The sequence below is a fragment of the Mycobacterium sp. 236(2023) genome (genome assembly GCF_029623955.1).
Classification (GTDB): Bacteria; Actinomycetota; Actinomycetes; order Mycobacteriales; family Mycobacteriaceae; genus Mycobacterium.
The window spans coordinates 136,596-153,450 of record NZ_JARSBP010000005.1 but is presented as its reverse complement, the minus strand read 5'-3'; the positions used below and the strand labels follow the sequence as shown (position 1 = coordinate 153,450).

Annotated in this window: 20 protein-coding genes and 1 pseudogene; 5 read left to right on the top strand and 16 right to left on the bottom strand. The window is 65.5% G+C overall.

Annotated elements, in window-relative coordinates:
- Positions 1-17: 17 nt before the first annotated feature.
- The 4 genes from P9A17_RS21510 to P9A17_RS21495 all read right to left on the bottom strand — a co-directional run bounded on the left by P9A17_RS21510 (position 18) and on the right by P9A17_RS21495 (position 3,765).
- Positions 18-488: a DUF4174 domain-containing protein gene (locus P9A17_RS21510; RefSeq protein WP_278040763.1), complete on the bottom strand. Its 471-nt coding sequence runs from the start codon at positions 486-488 to the stop codon at positions 18-20.
- Positions 489-563: 75 nt separating this feature from the next.
- Positions 564-1,595, bottom strand: coding sequence for a DUF6282 family protein (locus P9A17_RS21505; protein ID WP_278040762.1), 1,032 nt, complete (start codon positions 1,593-1,595; stop codon positions 564-566).
- Positions 1,596-1,597: 2 nt separating this feature from the next.
- Complete coding sequence (locus tag P9A17_RS21500) at positions 1,598-2,920, bottom strand: MFS transporter (protein ID WP_278040761.1); 1,323 nt, start codon at positions 2,918-2,920, stop codon at positions 1,598-1,600.
- Complete coding sequence (locus tag P9A17_RS21495) at positions 2,917-3,765, bottom strand: aspartate/glutamate racemase family protein (RefSeq protein WP_278040760.1); 849 nt, start codon at positions 3,763-3,765, stop codon at positions 2,917-2,919. The genes P9A17_RS21500 and P9A17_RS21495 overlap by 4 nt, the downstream gene beginning before the upstream one ends.
- Before the next feature lie 67 nt (positions 3,766-3,832).
- Here P9A17_RS21495 and P9A17_RS21490 point away from each other — a divergent pair, with 67 nt between their 5' ends.
- Both P9A17_RS21490 and P9A17_RS21485 read left to right on the top strand, forming a co-directional pair.
- A complete protein-coding gene (locus tag P9A17_RS21490; RefSeq protein WP_278040759.1) occupies positions 3,833-4,519 on the top strand; it encodes a GntR family transcriptional regulator in 687 nt (228 codons plus the stop codon).
- Between the two features lie 71 nt (positions 4,520-4,590).
- Complete coding sequence (locus P9A17_RS21485) at positions 4,591-4,827, top strand: CsbD family protein (protein WP_278040758.1); 237 nt, start codon at positions 4,591-4,593, stop codon at positions 4,825-4,827.
- Between the two features lie 76 nt (positions 4,828-4,903).
- Here P9A17_RS21485 and P9A17_RS21480 read toward each other — a convergent pair.
- A pseudogene (locus P9A17_RS21480) lies at positions 4,904-5,266 on the bottom strand (SDR family oxidoreductase); the annotation flags it as partial.
- Between P9A17_RS21480 and P9A17_RS21475 the strand changes: the two are divergent.
- Positions 5,241-5,654 carry a hypothetical protein gene (locus tag P9A17_RS21475; RefSeq protein WP_278040757.1) on the top strand — a complete coding sequence of 138 codons (414 nt, stop codon included), beginning with the start codon at positions 5,241-5,243 and terminating at the stop codon, positions 5,652-5,654. The pseudogene P9A17_RS21480 and the gene P9A17_RS21475 sit on opposite strands and share 26 nt — an antisense overlap.
- Here the strand turns inward: P9A17_RS21475 and P9A17_RS21470 are convergent.
- The 7 genes from P9A17_RS21470 to P9A17_RS21440 form a co-directional block, all read right to left on the bottom strand.
- Complete coding sequence (locus P9A17_RS21470; protein WP_278040756.1) at positions 5,651-6,259, bottom strand: TetR/AcrR family transcriptional regulator; 609 nt, start codon at positions 6,257-6,259, stop codon at positions 5,651-5,653. The two genes, P9A17_RS21475 and P9A17_RS21470, sit on opposite strands and share 4 nt — an antisense overlap.
- Positions 6,260-6,321: 62 nt before the next feature.
- Positions 6,322-6,957, bottom strand: coding sequence for a class II aldolase/adducin family protein (locus tag P9A17_RS21465; RefSeq protein WP_278040755.1), 636 nt, complete (start codon positions 6,955-6,957; stop codon positions 6,322-6,324).
- A complete protein-coding gene (locus P9A17_RS21460) occupies positions 6,957-8,222 on the bottom strand; it encodes an aminotransferase class III-fold pyridoxal phosphate-dependent enzyme (RefSeq protein ID WP_278040754.1) in 1,266 nt (421 codons plus the stop codon). The genes P9A17_RS21465 and P9A17_RS21460 overlap by 1 nt, the downstream gene beginning before the upstream one ends.
- On the bottom strand, positions 8,194-9,225 hold the full coding sequence (locus P9A17_RS21455) for a PfkB family carbohydrate kinase (protein ID WP_278040753.1): 1,032 nt from the start codon (positions 9,223-9,225) through the stop codon (positions 8,194-8,196). The genes P9A17_RS21460 and P9A17_RS21455 overlap by 29 nt, the downstream gene beginning before the upstream one ends.
- Positions 9,222-10,652, bottom strand: coding sequence for an APC family permease (locus tag P9A17_RS21450; protein ID WP_278040752.1), 1,431 nt, complete (start codon positions 10,650-10,652; stop codon positions 9,222-9,224). The genes P9A17_RS21455 and P9A17_RS21450 overlap by 4 nt, the downstream gene beginning before the upstream one ends.
- Before the next feature lie 349 nt (positions 10,653-11,001).
- Positions 11,002-11,409: a DoxX family protein gene (locus tag P9A17_RS21445; protein WP_278040751.1), complete on the bottom strand. Its 408-nt coding sequence runs from the start codon at positions 11,407-11,409 to the stop codon at positions 11,002-11,004.
- A gap of 3 nt (positions 11,410-11,412) precedes the next feature.
- Entirely contained in the window at positions 11,413-11,949 is a 537-nt protein-coding gene (locus tag P9A17_RS21440) for a VOC family protein (RefSeq protein ID WP_278040750.1), read from the bottom strand.
- A 92-nt stretch (positions 11,950-12,041) separates the two neighbouring features.
- On the opposite strand from P9A17_RS21440, the gene P9A17_RS21435 reads away from it, so the two are divergent.
- A complete protein-coding gene (locus P9A17_RS21435; protein WP_278040749.1) occupies positions 12,042-12,533 on the top strand; it encodes a MarR family transcriptional regulator in 492 nt (163 codons plus the stop codon).
- A gap of 5 nt (positions 12,534-12,538) precedes the next feature.
- Here the strand turns inward: P9A17_RS21435 and P9A17_RS21430 are convergent, their stop codons facing one another.
- Together P9A17_RS21430 and P9A17_RS21425 are read right to left on the bottom strand one after the other, a co-directional pair.
- A complete protein-coding gene (locus tag P9A17_RS21430; RefSeq protein WP_278040748.1) occupies positions 12,539-12,970 on the bottom strand; it encodes a PPOX class F420-dependent oxidoreductase in 432 nt (143 codons plus the stop codon).
- 19 nt (positions 12,971-12,989) lie between these two features.
- The gene (locus P9A17_RS21425) at positions 12,990-13,901 is read right to left on the bottom strand and encodes a serine hydrolase (RefSeq protein WP_278040747.1); all 912 of its coding nucleotides are present in this window, start codon (positions 13,899-13,901) and stop codon (positions 12,990-12,992) included.
- Between the two features lie 234 nt (positions 13,902-14,135).
- On the opposite strand from P9A17_RS21425, the gene P9A17_RS21420 reads away from it, so the two are divergent.
- Positions 14,136-15,239, top strand: coding sequence for a glycoside hydrolase (locus tag P9A17_RS21420; protein WP_278041052.1), 1,104 nt, complete (start codon positions 14,136-14,138; stop codon positions 15,237-15,239).
- Here P9A17_RS21420 and P9A17_RS21415 read toward each other — a convergent pair whose 3' ends face one another.
- Both P9A17_RS21415 and P9A17_RS21410 read right to left on the bottom strand, forming a co-directional pair.
- Positions 15,240-16,166 carry an SAM-dependent methyltransferase gene (locus tag P9A17_RS21415; protein ID WP_278040746.1) on the bottom strand — a complete coding sequence of 309 codons (927 nt, stop codon included), beginning with the start codon at positions 16,164-16,166 and terminating at the stop codon, positions 15,240-15,242.
- Positions 16,163-16,831, bottom strand: a complete 669-nt coding sequence (locus tag P9A17_RS21410) for an NAD(P)-binding domain-containing protein (RefSeq protein ID WP_278041051.1) — start codon at positions 16,829-16,831, stop codon at positions 16,163-16,165. Before P9A17_RS21410 ends, P9A17_RS21415 begins: the two co-directional genes overlap by 4 nt.
- Positions 16,832-16,855 lie beyond the last annotated feature (24 nt).

The window sequence follows — 16,855 nt, the reverse complement described above, 5'->3', positions numbered from 1 at the left end:
CCTGATCCTCAGCGACATCAGCATTGACTCCGACCGGTATCCATCTCGCGGCTGCGCATCGGCATCCCGTCGATCAGCGCATAGATCGCCTGGAGGTCCGGTACGTCGCTGACGCGTCGCTTCTCGCCGCCGTCCTTGCCGATCAACAGCACGGTGAAGGCGTCGTCGTCGATCGCGAACTGGTCCCTCAGCCGTTGCGACTGCGCTGCGTCGATGACCTGACCGTCGAGCGCGCTGCTGCCTTCGGTCACCACGAGACCGACCACCATGTCTCTGCTGGCGAATTCACATCGACTCGCCTCGATTCGACGGACCGTTTCGACGAGCTGCGGATCACGTTCTGTGGGCGCGAACACCAGCAGGGGGCGACGTTCCCACCGATAGTCGCCGAGCTCGGCGGCGGATGCCGCACCTGAGCCGAACCATGCTCCGACCAGCAGTACGACGATGATGAGCGCCAGCCCGCGAACGCTGTGTTGCGCTTCCATGGCTCTCATCCTCACCGACGCACCATCGATTGTCGACATCCGGTCGACGAACTCCATTCCCCTTCGGGCGACCGGTCAATCCCGAAGCCCCAGCAGCTTGTCGGGGTTGTCTCGGACCATCGCGTGGATCTCCTGGGCGGTGAACTCCAGGTCGAGCAGCGAGCTGATCAGGATGCGCATCCCTTCCCGAGGGGTCGGGCCGGACCGGATGCCGTAGTCGGTGCCGAGGATGAAGTGTTCGATGCCGATCTGTCGAATCTGGCGCGCCCACGGCATGATTCCCGTGAACTCTGGCGCGTTGGCGATGCCGGCGATCTCGTCGGCGAGTTCGGGCTCGGCGTAGTAGTTGGTGCGGGGGAGACCTCGATGGAACATCCAGTCCGAGACGGCACCTTCCAGCCAAACACCTTTGACCGCCAGCTCCTTCTGCTGTTCGACCGTCATCCGACCCCGGCAGGGATGGGCGACCACAATGTTGCGGATGCCCGCGGCCTGTGCCAACTCGACGAGCCGGAACGCCTCCTCGACTGACAGATGCCCGGTGTTGAGGTGTACGTCCGGTTGCTCGGCGATCAGGTCGAGGATCTCCAGAAGTTCGGTGGGAGGTGGATCCTCGAGGGGTATGCGAATCGCGCGGGGAAGTTCTTCGGCGGCGAACTTCGGATACTGGTCCTTGAACGGAACGGGCACCCCGTCGACGTAGCTGCCCTCGTGTGAAGCCATGAAATATGTACAGTGCGCGCCGAAGTGGACGAATTTGGCACCGTCGCCGTAGTGCAGCGCGGTCTTCACGGCGCGGGGATTCAGTCCGCCCATGGCAGTGGTCATGATGAGGCCGCCGAAGATCTCGATGCCGGGGACCTGACTCTTGACCAACATCGACGTCCCACTGCTGAGCCCCAACGTGTGGTCGTAGAACACCAGCGAGCGCATGCCCGCGTCGCGCGCCTGCTCGGCGATCGCGAAGGGGTTGAGCCGGCCAGGGCACGACTTGAGCCACGGTCCGCTGTGGACGTGCACATCGCTAGTGCCCTCGACGAGCAGATCGGGCAGATCCATCGACCGATCGAGCCGGCTTTCGCTGTAAGGCTTTTCGTTGTAGGGCATTGTCACAGAGTCACTTTCCGCTTGATGAAAACCACGACGGTGAGGGCGGCGACGAGCTCCACCGCCGCGATGATGTACAGCCCGGTGGTGTAGGTGCCGGTAGCTGTCTTGATGTATCCGAGCAGCTGCGGAGCGAAGAAGCCCGCGAGGTTGGCGATCGAGTTGATCAGTGCGATTCCACCCGCCAGCGCTGTTCCGGTGATGAATCGTGATGGCAGCGACCAGAACACCGGGATGGATCCCATGGTGCCGGCCGCGGACATGGCCAGCGCGACGACGACGCCGACGGAGCTGCCGAGCTGCAATGCGACTGCGGCCAAGGTCAGTCCGGTGGCGCCGATGGTGACGGCGACCGCTATGCAGCGATGAACGTGTCCATCGCGGTCGGCGAGCCAACCGTTGAACAGCATGCCGAACCAGCCGAACGCGAACACCCCCGACATGATCCAGCCGATGGTCGTGACGTCGAGATTCGTGGTCGCTTTGACCAGGCTGGGGCCGAAGAACGAGATGGCGTTGTTGCCCCACAGGATGCAGAACAACGTGAGCGTGAGCAGCCACATGGTCGGATTCCGTAGTGCGGCCGTGAAGCTGTGCTGCCGCGGTCCTGCCTGCTGCTCGTCGGCTTCTAGTTCGTAGCGAATGTGCTCCTTCTCAGTATCACTGAGCCACTTGGCATTACCGGGGCGATCCGTCATGAACACCAGAGTCAGAGCGCCCAGGATGATGGCGGGTACGCCTTCGATGAGGAACAGCCACTGCCATCCGGAGGCATTCATCGCACCGTGTGTCGACGTCATGATGTAGCCTGCCAACGGCCCGCCGATGAGCTGGGCGATGGGGGACGCCGACATCAGGACGGCGATTGCTTTCGCCCTGCGGTGCGTCGGGAGCCAGAACGTCACGTACAGGATCAGGCCCGGATGCAGCCCGGCCTCGAACGCCCCTTGCAAGAATCGCAGCACGTAGAAGTGCCACGGCTCGGTGACGAACGCCATCAGCAGGGTCACCAGCCCCCAACCGAGGCCGATGCGCGTCAGGGTTTTCGGGGCACCGATCCTTTGCAGCAGCAGATTGCTCGGGACCTCGAAGAGGAAGTATCCGAGGAAGAAGATGCCTGCGCCCGCGCCGTAAACAGCTTCACTCCAGGACAACTCGTCCATCATGGTCAGTTTCGCGAAGCTGACGTTGGTGCGATCGAGCCACGCGACGATGTAGATCAGTAGGGCGAAGGGCAGGATCCGGAACATCACCCGCCGAAATGTCTTGTCCCGTTCCTCAGGAGTGGACTGTGTGTCGGTCAAAGTCGAACTGCTATCGGTCATCCGAGTGCCTTCTCATCCTGGTGTTGAAGGTGGCGCGGCCGGGTGACCTGCTCTGCCCACCGTGCGGCTGCGTTGACTGGGTCGACGATGACGCCAGGAAATAACTGCTCCAGGTTGTCGGAGGCGCTGCTGAGCGGACCTCCGCCGATGATCACTTTCTCCGCCCCCCGGGAGCACGCCCGCTGTACCGCATCGGCGAGTTCGAGAAGGGACTCGTCGGGTTGTGCGGCGAGGCGCAGAGGCCCGGTGTCCGTGACCTCGACACCGGTGAACACGTCCGCCAGTGCGTGACTGTCGACCATCTGAACGAGCTGCTGGACGAGATCGCCTGTTGTCGTGGCGATCCCGAAACGCGTGGCACTGCGGCTCGCGTCTCGCACAGCCGCCTCTCCGATACCGATGACGGGAATGTCGAGCCGTCCCCGGAGGTGTTCGACGCCGGGATCGCCGAAAGCGCCGACGACGACGGCGTCGAGACGATGCCGATCGACCGCGTCGCCGACGACCTCGCAGACATGTCGGGCGGCGTCCGTCAGCGCTTGGGGCGTCGTGATCATCTCCGGACCCTGTTTCGCCGTCACCCCCAGCACGGCGGGGATGTCGACGCCCGACGCAAAGACCGTCATCCAGCGACTGAGGCGATCCACCAACACGTCTGTCGTCGAAGGGTTCGAGTTGGGATTGGCGATCAGCACAGATCGCCGGCCAGCCCCAGGTGGTATACCAAGTGTCACGCTGACCGAGGCTAGGCCTGACGGTGCCGGGGTAGGTTTCGCATATGTAAACCCTTTTGAAGCCTCTGAAAAGCTCAAGCGGAGGCGGCATGTACGACAGCAAGTTTTCATCGTTGGTATACCAATTGGCGTCTCTTCGCACTGTGCACGATTCGAGGCAGATGGAACAATCCTTGGCGTGAGCACGAGTCAGGCGCGGTCCCTGTGGGCGTACGACGAGATCAAGAAGATGATCATCGACGGTGATCTGCGGCCGGGCGATGAGCTTCGCGAGCGTGATCTCGCCGAGAAGCTCGGCGTGTCAAGGGTTCCGGTGCGTGAAGCACTGCCGATGCTGGAACGAGCCGGACTGGCGCAGCTTTCGCCGAGGCGAACCGCCCGGGTCACCCAGATCAGTGAGTCCGACGTGACTGACCACTTTCAGGTGCGGACTGCCCTGGAACCACTCGCCGCACGGCTCGCTGCCGAGCGAGTGGTTCGCGGCGCCGATCCCGCGGCATTGGCGCGTGCCTTGGCGGCTGCACACGGCGCCTTGACGTCGGACGACGACAAGGGTTTCCACGAGAGCAGCTCGCTGCTGCATGTCGAGATCGAAAGGCTGGCGGCGAATCCGCTCTTGGATGAGGTCATGGGTGTTCTGCGCGAGCGCAGGGCGCGACTCAACTCCCTCGACCCCGGCGGACATGCGCAGGAACGCCACCAGGAACACATCGTTGTGGTGGACGCGATTGCACACGGCAATGTGCGCCTCGCCGAGGTGTCGTCATTGACCCATGTTGAACTCGGGCACGCGCGAACGTCGCGCGCGTTGCGGGAGCGCGGCAGCCGCCCCGTTTCCGATGCAAACGAAATGAGACGCTGCTAACACTGACGTGCTTCTGACTGGCCGAGCGGGAACTCCTCACCTAACGGTGTTCACAACGGAAGGATTCCAACATGGCAGACAGCGGACCCATCGCAGCGTTCAAGGCACTGGTCGACGGCAGCATCGGCCTCACCAAGCAGGTCATCGGCATTCTGATCGGCAGCGACCGCCTTCAGGAAGAGGGCAAGGCCCAGCAAGACAAGGCCGACGCCGAGAAGGAGGTCGCCAAGAAGGAGGCCGAGGCCGAGGCTGCTCGCGCCGAGGCCAAGACGCAGGAAGCTCGCGAGAAGGCGGCGTCGAAGTCATAAAGCGTTCGACGTGGACGCTCGCTCCACCCTGGGGTGGGGCGAGCGTCTTCCTAAATGGCCTGGCCGAAACGCCGCCGTCGACAACGAGTTCCACACCGTTCACATAGCTCGAATCGTCCGACGCGAGGAATAGCGCGGACGAGGCTTTCTCCGCGGGGCGGCCCATTTTCCGCCGCGGGATCAGGACCTCGAATTGCGCTTTCGCCGCCTCGTCGAACGACTGTTCCTGGATCGGCGTCGCCGCTCGCGAGGCAGGTGCCACCGAACCCGAGAAGCTCGGTGACCTCAACGCAGAAGCTTTCGCCACCGCCGCCGCGATCGCAGAAGTCCTCGCCGACGCGGCAATTCCGCACGAAAGGTGACGGGCGCCCCTTACGATCCAGTTATTGCGAACGCAAGTTTTGGGGGGGAATGTGAAGAACGCGATCGTCGCCGCCATGGCGGCAGCCTGCGTCGGCGGCGCGGTAGGGCTTGCCGCGCCGGCATCGGCTGACGGCCCGATCTTCAAGGGGACATTCCTGTTGACGACCCAAGACGGCTCCACCAATACGTGGGTGGTCACCCCGTGCGGGGCCGGCTGCGCTCGCGTCGTCAGTGACACCCGCTTGGACGCCGACGCGCACCTCGCCGACGGGCAGTGGCACTTCACCTACACGCACCCGACGGGATGGGACTGCGAAGACGGCACCGATGCACCCGCGACGCGGCGGGTCGCGGTCGATGCGGCCACGCTGCAGGGAACGGTGGCTCAAGGTCCGGACAATGTGTGCGGCGAGACCGACGTTGTCGACGACCCCTTCACGTTCACCCTCAACCAGATCGGCTAGACCTTCGCGTCGACGCGGAATCCGATCGCCGTCAATTGCGCTCGCATCAAACTCTTCTGGTACGTCGACGAAAGCCGCTTGGGGAACAACTCCGCGTGCACGCTCATCCCGTCGATGACCGAGATCAGCAACTCGGCGATGTCGGCGTCGGTCAGATCGCTGTCGAGCCCGCCCGCTGCTCGGACGTCGGTGATCAAGCCGCGGAGCATCCCGAGGAGTTCGCTGGCCGCCTCCCGCTGAAACTCTCGCAGCACCGGATTGGAGAGTGCCCGCGGCCAGAAGGTGATCTCCATCAGCGTCTCGACGCGTCGTTCGTCGTCAAGGGGAAGGTTCTGCATCAGCATCGCCCACAGCCGGCCGAACGCATCTTTGCCGCGCATGCTGTCCGAGACCCGATCCATGAACTCGCGGTGCGTCTTGACCAGGATCGACTGCAGGATGTCGTCCTTGTCCTGAAAGTAGTGGCTCAGGACGCCGTTGGAGTAACCCGATTCGTGTGCGATTGCCCGCGTCGTGGTGCTCTCGAGGCCCACGGTGTCGATGACCCGGATCGCGGCGCTCAGGATCTCCTCGCGGCGTTCGTCGTGGTCGACGATCTTCGGCATGGCATCCCCTCGGGTATGTGCGGCTGCACACCGAGTCTATTGAGCCGCGGACAGGCCGAGGCTCAGTGGCCGTACGACAGCCGCTCCGACTGCTGCGCGACGGCCTTGAGATCATCGTCGCTGAGCAGAGCCGGGGTGCCGAGAGTGCATGCCGCGAGATACACATCGCACAACCACTCGATCAAGCACGCGTGTTCGGCCGCCTCCGCAATGGACCCGGCGCTGCTCACCGCGCCGTGGTTGCGCATCAGGACGGTGCCGAAGCCTTCGGCGACGGCGCTGCCAACGGCCTCGGCCAGCTCCTCGGAGCCGAACAACCGGTACGGAACGGTCGGAATGCGACCACCCAACCGCAGAAGGTTGTAGTGCACCAACGGCATCTGATCACAGACCAGACCCACGGCCACCGAACTTCGCCCATGGGTGTGGACGACCGCGCGCGCAGCGGACCGCTCGTAGATGCCGAGGTGCAGTCCTGTTTCGGAAGACGGCCGGAACCCGTCCAGCACGTCACCATCGCGGGTGACGACCGTGATGTCCTCCGGTTCAGCCGACTCGAAACGCAGACCGGACCGGGTGATCAGTACGTGGTCGTCGACTCGTGCACTGATGTTTCCCGCACCTGCCAAAGCCACACCCTGACTGGCCAATTCGCGGCAGCGTGCCGCCATTTCGCCGCGCAGCTCGGAGTGCTCCATCAGACCGTGCCCCGGGGGTAACGGGCACGCAGCGCCGCGAAGGCCCCGTCGAGCCCGGTGAGTGCCATGTCCAGATCATCGGCGCTCATCGCCGACGATACGAACCAGTTGTGCTTCGGGTGGACGTACACGCCGCGGGCCTGAGCCTCGGCGCTGAACGCGACCGCCAGTTCATAGTCGGTGTCGTTGTCGAACAACAGGTTCGGCATCTGGGCCGGGCCGGTGTACCGGATGTCGAAACCCCACTTCGCCGCGCTGTCGACGACACCCGCGCGCAGCTGAAGTCCGAGTGCACGCATCCGCGCGACGGCATCGCGACGGACGAGTTCGTCGAGGGTGGCCAGGCACGCGGCCATCGCCACGGCGCCCATCCAGAACGACCCCGTGACGAAGATGCTTCCTGCCGCGTCGCGGTAGCGGTCGGACCCGGTGACGGCGGCCAGGGGATAGCCATTGGCGATCGCCTTGCTCCACGGCGTCAGGTCGGGGTGTACGCCGAGCGGTTCCCAGCTGTGACCGTGGTGCAGACGGAAACCGGCGCGCACGTCGTCGAGGATCAACGCCGCACCGATCTCGTCGCAATACGCCCGGACACCGCGCGCGAAGCTCGGGTCGACGAGTTCTTGATCGAACCCGGCGTCATGCCGAAACGGGCTGACGATGATCGCGGCAACATCACCGGCATGCTCGCCGACCGCTTCGCGGATCGAGGTGACGTCGTTGTACTGGTACTGAAGAAGATTCGCGCGGTCTGCCGCCGTGACGCCCGCAGGAAACGGCGTGCACCAGGGCGCTGCGCCGTGATATGCGCCCTCGGCGACGAGAATCATCGATCGTCCGGTGGCGGCACGGGCGATCGTGCAGCACATGGTGGTGGCGTCGGTGCCGTTCTTGGCGAACATCACCCAGTCGGCGTTGCTTACGGTCCGAACCATCGCCTCGGCGAGTTCGACCATCACGGGGCCGGGGCCATTCAGGCAATCTCCCTGCCGCTGTTGCCGTTCCGCCGCCTCTTCGACGGCTGGATCGGCGTGACCGAGTATGACGGGACCCCAGCTGCACATCAGGTCCACATACTCGTTGCCGTCAACATCCCAGAGGCGTGCACCGCGGGAGCGTGCAATGTACTGCGGAATCGCCGGCAGCGCGCCCATGTTGAGATGGCCGTACATGCCGTTGGGTACGACGGCGTGGGCCCGCCGCCGCAGTTCGGTGTCGATGAGTCGTTGGCGCCGATCAGTGTTGGCGCCGAGTTCGGTGGTCACGGTGTTCTCCTCTCGAGACGTGGCCGTCGATGGTGCGGCCGATACGGCTGGCTGCAACGGGGTGTGAAACGGCGATCGCCGCCAAGACGTCGGCGAGATCGCCGATTCCGGCGTCGGAACCGAGCCCTGAGGCCACCAATGCCCCACTGGCACAACCGATGAGTGCCGCGTCTTCCGGAGTACAGCCACTCAGCAGCCCGGCGATCATCCCCGCGTTGAACGAGTCGCCACACCCCGTGGTGTCGACGACTGTCGTGGGAAGTGCAGGCACCCGTGCGGGTTCGACGTCGGGGCGAACCAGCAGGGCGCCCTGATCACCGACGGTCACGGCGACAGCTCCGACCCCGCGGGCGAGGAGCGCCTTGGCCGCGTCGACGAGATCGTCAAAGCCCGTCAGTCCGCGAAGCTGTTGGTCATTGGGCATGAACCAGGCGGTGAGCGGCAGCAGTGGGGCGAGCAGTTCGAGAGTCGCCGGCGTAGCCGGATGGAGTAGATCGACGAAGATCGGCTTGCCCGCGGCATGAACAGCCTCCAGAAGTGCGATGCCGTCGGAATCCAGAAGGTGCGGAGTGGTTTCCGGCCCCCCGAACAGAATCGCGTCGGCGGCGAGAAGGGCGTCGACGTCGACGTCATCGGCCATCAGGGTCGGCGTGGCGCCGGGAACGTGCAGTGCGGGCCGTTCGCCGTTGGGGCGGATCGGCAAGATGGTCGACGACGTCACCGCGTCCCGGCGGGTCACCAGCCCAGCGGTGTTGACGCCGCGGGCCGCCAGTTGGGTGTGGAGCAATTGGCCGAGCATGTCGTCGCCGATCGCGGCGAACGACGAGACCGAACAACCGAGTTTGGCAAGGTCGACGGCAGCCCCGCCTCCGGTACCGGCGACGGTGATGCGAATTTCGTCCAGGCGAACGCTGCCCTGGCCGGCCGGAATCGCTGATACCGGCCGGCCGAGGATGTCGACGATGTGCGGTCCGAGGACCGCGACGGCGCCCAGCGTTGTCACACCTTCGCCTGGTCTGTTGGTACCGGATCGAAATCGACGGCGGCGTCGCCGCGCATCCGGTGGACGACGAACCCGACGACGAACGCCAGCGGAATGAGCCACGGCAGCAGGTTCGGGACGGTGTCCTCGGTTCCGGTCAGCACGGAGTAGTTGGCGATGATCAAAGCCGTAGCCGTCAGCAACCCGACAGCGCCAATCGCAGGTGCTACCAACGTCTTCCAGAGACGTTTGTCTTTACGCCTGCGGAAGAACACCACCACGGTCACGGCGACCGCGCCTTGCATCGCGACGATGCCGACAGTGAACAACCCGCCGAGGCTGGTGTAGATGCCCAGGTACGGGTCCGCGCCGACGACGATGAAGACCACCACCAGTACGGCGGTCAAGATGGACAGCGCTTCGCTCGCCCGGGCGGGCCCTTGATAGCGAGAATGAAGGCCGCCGAGGAACTTCGGCATCGTGCCTTGCGAACCCATGGTCTGGAGGTAACGCGTCGTCGCGTTGTGCAGAGCCACCAGCGATGCCAGCACGCTGGTCAGGAAGAAGATCTGCATCAGCGCGGTCAGGACGCTGCCGCCCTGCTCGCCGGAGAGCACGAACAGCAGGTCGCCCTGTGCTTCGTTGGCCCTCGGCACGATCTGGTCGACGCCGACCGACCCGACGATGAGCCAGATCGTGAAGAAGTAGAACACCGAGATGACGCCGACACAGAGATAGATGGCCCTGGGCACGGTCTTGCCCGGGTTGCGTGCCTCATTGGCGTAGATGACCGCCGATTCGATGCCGATGAACGACGTGAACGCGATCATCAGCGCCGGACCGATGCTGCCCGAGAACACGTGCTCGGGGGTGAAAACGTCCAGGGGGAGAGCCGAGAGCCCGCTGTGCGCAAGGATCAGGATGTCGAGGACGATCAGCATCGCGAACTCGGCGACGATCATGACCAGCAGGACAGTGGCGCTCAAATCCGCAGCGTGCCTGCCGAGGGTGCCCACGATGACGAGGGCGACCACGGAGTACAGCCACCAGGGCAGGTCCAGGCCGTACCCTTCCGCGATGACATCGGCGAAATAGCCTGCCGCCGCGGTGATTCCGATGGTGCCAGACCCGTACGCGATCGTGGTGGCGTAGGCCGCGCCCAGGCCCGCGGCGGGACCGAATCCGGCTGCGACGTAGCGGGCAAAACCACCGCCGCCCGGTACTGCCCGATTGATGGCTACGTAGCCGGCCGCGAAACAGCCGAGGACCAGTCCGGCCACCACGAAGATGATGGGAAGCCCCGCACCATTGCCGAGTGTGAAACCGATCGGGGTGTTACCGATCACCGATCCGAGCGGGGCGGCACACGCGATGACAAGGAGTGCGACCCGGCCGGTTCCGAGGTTCGCCTTGAATTGCGTTGAACCCGAGGGGGATTGCGGTGACACAGTCCCGATGGCTGCGTCTGGTGTAGATGAGGACATACGGTCTTCTCCCAGGAGATTTCGCAGGATTCGTGCCGGATCGCGCAAGGTCCGTGCACATCGAATCGGCGATGAACATCGAGGAGCGCGCCCTCTGCACTAAAGTAGGCGGGCGTCCGAAATAAAACAATCCCTGGAGAGATTTTTAACGTGGTGGAAATCCACGCAGGCCGCGCGAAGAAGATCAGCCGCTCGCCCACGCCCACCCGGGGGTGACGCAGCCACGCTGCACGGAGTGGTGACTCAAGGGCCCGGACAGTGTGTGCCCAGAGACCTACTGCTCGATGGACCTTTCACCTTCACCCTGAACCAGCTAACGGGTCTTTCCGCAAGTGTCCAACGCGAACGCCCCGGCGCCCGCAAACACCAGGAACAGGAACGCGAAGCAGTACATGACCGCGAGTTCACCGCCGTTGGTCATCGGGATGACACCGGTCGGCAGGTGTTGTGTGAAGAACGCGAAAGCCATGGTGCCCGAGGCGAAGAACGCGGCGATCCGGGTGAACAACCCGATGGTGATCAGCACCGCGGTCACGAGTTCGATGATGCCGGCGTAGAAGAACGGCCACACGCCCGCAGGCGCCGCGGGTCCGGCGGGCCAGCCGAAGAGGTGCGCGGTGGCGTGGCAGAGGAACAGCAGGCCGAAGATCACCCGGAATACGCCGAGCGCGGCGGGCGAGTAGGGGCGCAAACGGGTGTCGAGTTTCTGCAGGGTGGCCATGGGTCAGTTCTCCTTCGGTGTGGTGGGGTGGGCGATGCCGCCCGACGGGACGAGCTCGCCCGCCGTGCGAACACCGGACCAGGACTCGAGTTCGCTTGCAAGATCGAGACGTTCGACGATCGCTGCGTCGGTGTAGGCGCCCCATTCGGATCGCGGCAGCATCCACATGACTTCGAACTGGTTGCCGTCGGGGTCCACGCCGTAGACACTTTTGGTCGCGCCGTGGCTGGACTCGCCGCTGTAGGCGCCCGCGCCGATCAGCACGTCACGGAACTCCGCGAGTTCGTCAACGGTGTCGAGCTGCCACGCCAGGTGATACAGCCCGACCGAACGCGGCGCGCGTGCCGCGGCGCCGGGGATGCCGAACAACCCCAGGTCGTGGTGGTTGCCCGATCGTGGCAACCGCAGGAACGCCCCGTTCACCGCCGCCTCGTACGACACCAGCTCCAAGCCGAACACGTCGCGATAGAAGCGCACGGACCGGTCGAGGTCGGCGACGAAGAACACAGCGTGGTTCAGGCGGACAGGGGAGGCGGACATCGGAGGCTCTCGGTCGGCAATAGTTGTAGCTACAACCATGAAAGCTAGCAGAGCTTTAGTTGTAGCTACAACTTGTGTGTAACACTGGTGGCATGCCGGACAGGGGGTTGGATTCCACCGAGCGTGCCGCGTGGGTCCGGCTGGCGTCGGTTCTCGAACTGCTACCGGGAGTGCTTGATACGCAATTGCGCCGCGACGCCGACCTCATGCACTTCGAGTACTTCGTCCTGGCGATGTTGTCCGAGGCTCCGAAGCGCACGCTGCGGATGAGCGCACTGGCGGCGCAGACGAGTGCGACGCCGCCGCGGCTGTCACATGTGGTCAAGCGCCTAGAGGACCGGGGCCTGGTCATCCGCTTTCCGTGCCCGGAGGACGCCCGCGCGACGAATGCGCGATTGACGACGGCTGGCTGGCGGAAGGTGCGCGAGGCGGCGCCGGGCCACTCGGCCGCGGTGCGGGACAACGTGATCGATGCGCTCACGCCGAAGCGGGTGGGCCAACTCTGCGAGATCGCGGAGGCCATTCTGGGCCGCCTCGACCCGGACGGCGCGATGGCGGCGACCTACCGCCGCTACGACACCTGACGTGATCAGTCGGTCGGCCGGCCGGTGGCCTGGTCGTTGTTCTTCTGCTCGCCCCAGCCGCTGACACGATCGACGTCGATCAGCGCGCTGACGCGCGCGCGGTCCCGGTTGCCGTACGGCTTCCCGGTGTAATGGCGCGACAGCGCGTCGATGTCGGCGAGACCCTCGTCGTCATACATCTCGGTCACCCGCCCGATGACCGTCACATGGGTGTACCAGTCGTCGTCGAGGACCGTCAGCGACACCCGCGGATCGTTTCTGATGTGCGCCAGCCGAACTCGACCCTCATCCATGTTGACGAGCAGTTGATCGCCCCGAAGTAGGTACCACGTCGCTGCCGACACCGGTTGCCCGTCCGACCGGACGGTGCAGATCACCGCGGGGTTGGCCTTGGCGAGCATCTCCTTGGCTGAATCAGACAGCGGTGACGGTGACATCGGTGAACTCCTCCAGAACCTAGATCTTGCCGCCCGGGAAGATCGTCTTGACGAACTGAGTGATGTTGTCGCGGGCGCCGGCCTCGCTGGTCGGATCCAAGGAGCCGATCGCCATCACGTAGCGGCGGTCGGGGCCGATCACACCGGTCGACACGTGGAGTTGGTTGCCACCGTTCCAGCAGCAGAACCAGCCCTGCTTGACCGCGACCGGCTCGGCGTAGAGCCCGTCGGGGATGCCGAACCGCTGGGGGTATCCGTCCAGGCCGGTCGGGGTGGAGCGAGCGAGGTCACCGAGGATGATGTTGGCCTGCTCAGGCGGCAGCCCACCGGTGCCGTCCAGCAGCATGTCGTAGTAGCGCACGAGATCGCTTGCGGTGCTTGTGGTTACGTCCCAGTGGCCGTTCCATGGAGCCGTCGTGCCGCCCAGGCCGTATCGGGCCTTGATCCGAGCGATGATGTCACTCTGGCCGCTGCGATCCCAAAATGTCTGGGCCGCACCGTCATCCGAGGAGCGCAACATCCTGTCGAGCGCTGCACGATCGTCGGGGGACAGCTCGGTCTTGCCCTCCGACTCCTGCAGCAGCAGGTCGTCGGCGATGAACAACTTCACCACCGACGCGATCGGAAAGGACGAGTTGGCACCGCTGGAGACGGTCTGGCCGGTGGTGCGGTCGAGCACGACGGTGTCGATCTCGGCGCCGGACGCGGCGGCGTCGGCGCTGGCCTGCTGAACGCGGCCTTCGAGCCCGGCGAGAGGTGCGGCGGGTGGCGCCGCCGGGGGCGGGGCCTGCGGGGCCAGCACGGGCGCGGCCGGCATGTCCCCGGCGGCCGGCGGCGTCCCCCAGACCTGCGCCTCACATCCGCCGGTGACCAGCGCGATGGAGACGATCGCGGCCGCCGTCATCGCTGTTTTCGGCACATGCCGACGCATACATTCCTCCACAACGTTCCTGCACCAGAGCCCGCTCAACGAGCGCTCACCGGTTACCCCAGCCTAGACGGACTTACTCCCACGGACCCGGCCCGACGACCTCACCTACGAGTAGACATCGTCGGTGTCAGTTCGTAGCCTTTGCGAGGACATCGACAGTCGGGGCCAGAAGCGGTCCTCAATCGAAGGATCGTGACAATCCGCGTGACCGGGCCGCGCCAGTTCCTTGCGCGGATGGTGTGCGCCCTGGCGACCGTGATTCTGGTGCTTGCCGTGTCGATCGGCGGTGTCTGGGCCGATCCCGCAGAAGACGCGTTGGCCAAGCTCAACGAGCTCTCCCAGCAGGCATTGCAGAGCCGCGAGGCCGTCACCACCGCCCAGCGCGATGCCGACGCCAGGATGGCCGAGCAGGCCGCCGCCGACGACAGGCACCGCGCCGACATGGCGGCCCTGGATGCCGCGAATGCTCAGCTGGGGCCCTACCAAGCCGCCATCAACCGGATCGCGGCGATGAACTACATGACTGGTCGTGACGGCCAGTTCGCGGCGGTGTTGACCGCTCCTTCACCCCAGCATCTGATCGACCAGCTGACGATGCAGCGAACCGTCGGCCGCGGGCTCGCTGATCAGATGGCGGCCTATCTGGCCGCCCGTGACCACGCGGTCGCCGCCGCACGCGCGTCGGAGCAATCGGCTGCCGACGCCAAGGCCGCTGCAGAGTCTGCGGCGGCGATCCGCGCCGAACTGCAAGCCAAGTTGGGCGAGCTGCTGCGTCAGATCGCCGCCGCGGAAGCGCAGTACGCGGCATTGACACCGCAGCAGCAGGCCGTCGTCGACAACGCTGTTCCGCCGCCTCCGCCGGCAGCCGCTCCGCCTGCGCCGCCTGCGGACCCGGCAATCATCGCAATGCCGCCCGTCGTGCCCCCCGGCGACGTGGCGCCTCCACCGCCGCCGCCCATGGCAGCGGCCATCGCGCAGGTGCCGGAGGCGTTGCCCATGGGCGTCGCCGTCGAGACCGGGCTGCAGCCCAACACGATCCTGGCCGCCCGGGCTGTCAGCCAGCAGTTCCCTCAGATCCGCGACATCGACGGGGTTCGGCCCGACTCGAAGCCCTGGCACCCGCGCGGCCTGGCGATCGACATCATGATTCCCAATCCGGACAGCCCGGAGGGCATCGCGCTCGGCGACCAGATCCTGGCCTTTGCCATGGCCAATGCGGGACGTTTCGGGCTACAGGACGTGATCTGGCGCGGCACGTATTACACACCGGCCGGCCCGCAGGCATCCGGCTACGGCCATTACGACCACGTGCACATCACCACCACACCGCGCGGCTGATCACTGCGCCAGCGTGGACGCGTAGTACGTGACCCCGTTCATCGTCTGCCGATCGTCGTCGGTCTCCGGAATCGCTTCCAACCCGTGACCATCGAGCAGGCGGGCCATCGGCGTCGCAACCGACGTCCAGCCCCGGCCGTCCAGATACACGCCGACGTCGGCGCGTTCACCCTCGAACGCGATCACACCGAAGTCGGGTTCGAAGCCGTGCTCCCGCCATTTCACCGTTGCCGCGCGCATGAACTCGCGCGCCGCGTCCGGGTCCATGTCACCGGTGTTCGGGACGGCCTCGGTGGCAAGTCGACTGCCGGGTGCGCTGAGCGTCGTCACGGTGTCGAGAAGCTGATCTTGAGCCGCGGGAGGCAGGTATCCCAACAGACCCTCGGCGATCCACGCCGTCGGACGGTGCTTGTCGAACCCGGCCGCGACCAGTGCCGCCGGCCAGTCCTCACGGAGGTCGATCGCGACAGGACGCACGTCGGCGTGGGGTGCGGCTGAAAGACCGGCGAGCGTCGTGGTCTTGAACTCGAGGACGGCGGGTTGATCGATTTCGAACACCGTCGTTCCCACGGGCCAGTCCAATCGATAGCCGCGAGTGTCGAGGCCCGAGGCGAGGATGACCACCTGCCGGATGCCTGCCGCTGCGGCTTCTGTCAAAAACTCGTCGAAATAACGAGTCCGCGCCGCCATCGACGCCGGCATCTGCGCCAGGCCCCAGGGGCTGCCCTCGACATCGACATCCGATGCGGACAGATCTCCGGTAGCCCAGCGGGTCAGGAAGGAAATGCCGACAGCGCGGACCAACGGCTCGGCATAACGATCGTCGATGTCACCGTTCGCGGTGGCGACGGCGCGCGCCGCGGCCGCCATGGTGGCCGTCGTGCCGACGCTGGTTGCCGGATCCCACGATCCCCCGGTAGACGTCATACCGCCCGCGCACTCCATTCGGCGGTCCGTTCGGGCGATGCCTCGGCGAGCGCTGTGCGCGTGTTCTCGACGTCGAAGTCCTTGCCGTACACCGGCGTTCCGGGCTGCTGTCGCCACGACTCGGAGATCGGACCGGCGTCGACCGGGTCGAATCCGAGCGCGTCGACGACACCGTGTACCAGGTCCCGGCCGGGCCCGTCCTCGCCTGCGACAGGGAGCGCGATGCGGTTCGGCGCACCGCTGGGTGTCCCGCGTTCGAGCAGGTGCTTCCAGAAGATGCCGTTGAAGACCTTGTACACCGGAGCGCCGATCTGCTCGGCGACCCATGCGCTCTCGACCTGGCCGTCCTCGATACCGGCGATCTCGCCGTCGCGTTGCTGCGGATAGTAGTTGTTGGTCTCGATCACCGGAGCGCCTGGCTTGCGCGCCTCGACGATGCCGTCTGCGAGGTCGGGCACGTTCTTCTGCGGGATGCTGACGATGACCAGGTCGGCGTCGGTGGCGGCGTCCTTGGCCCAGACGGCCGTCGCACCGGTCTCACGGGCCAGATCTGCCAGCGTCTCGGGAGATCGCGAGTTCGAGACGTTGACGTCGTGTCCGAGTTCGCGCAGCCGCCGAGCCAACGTGCCGCCGATATTGCCTGCGCCGATGATGCCGATCCTCATACCGTGGGACAACCGTCGTATGCG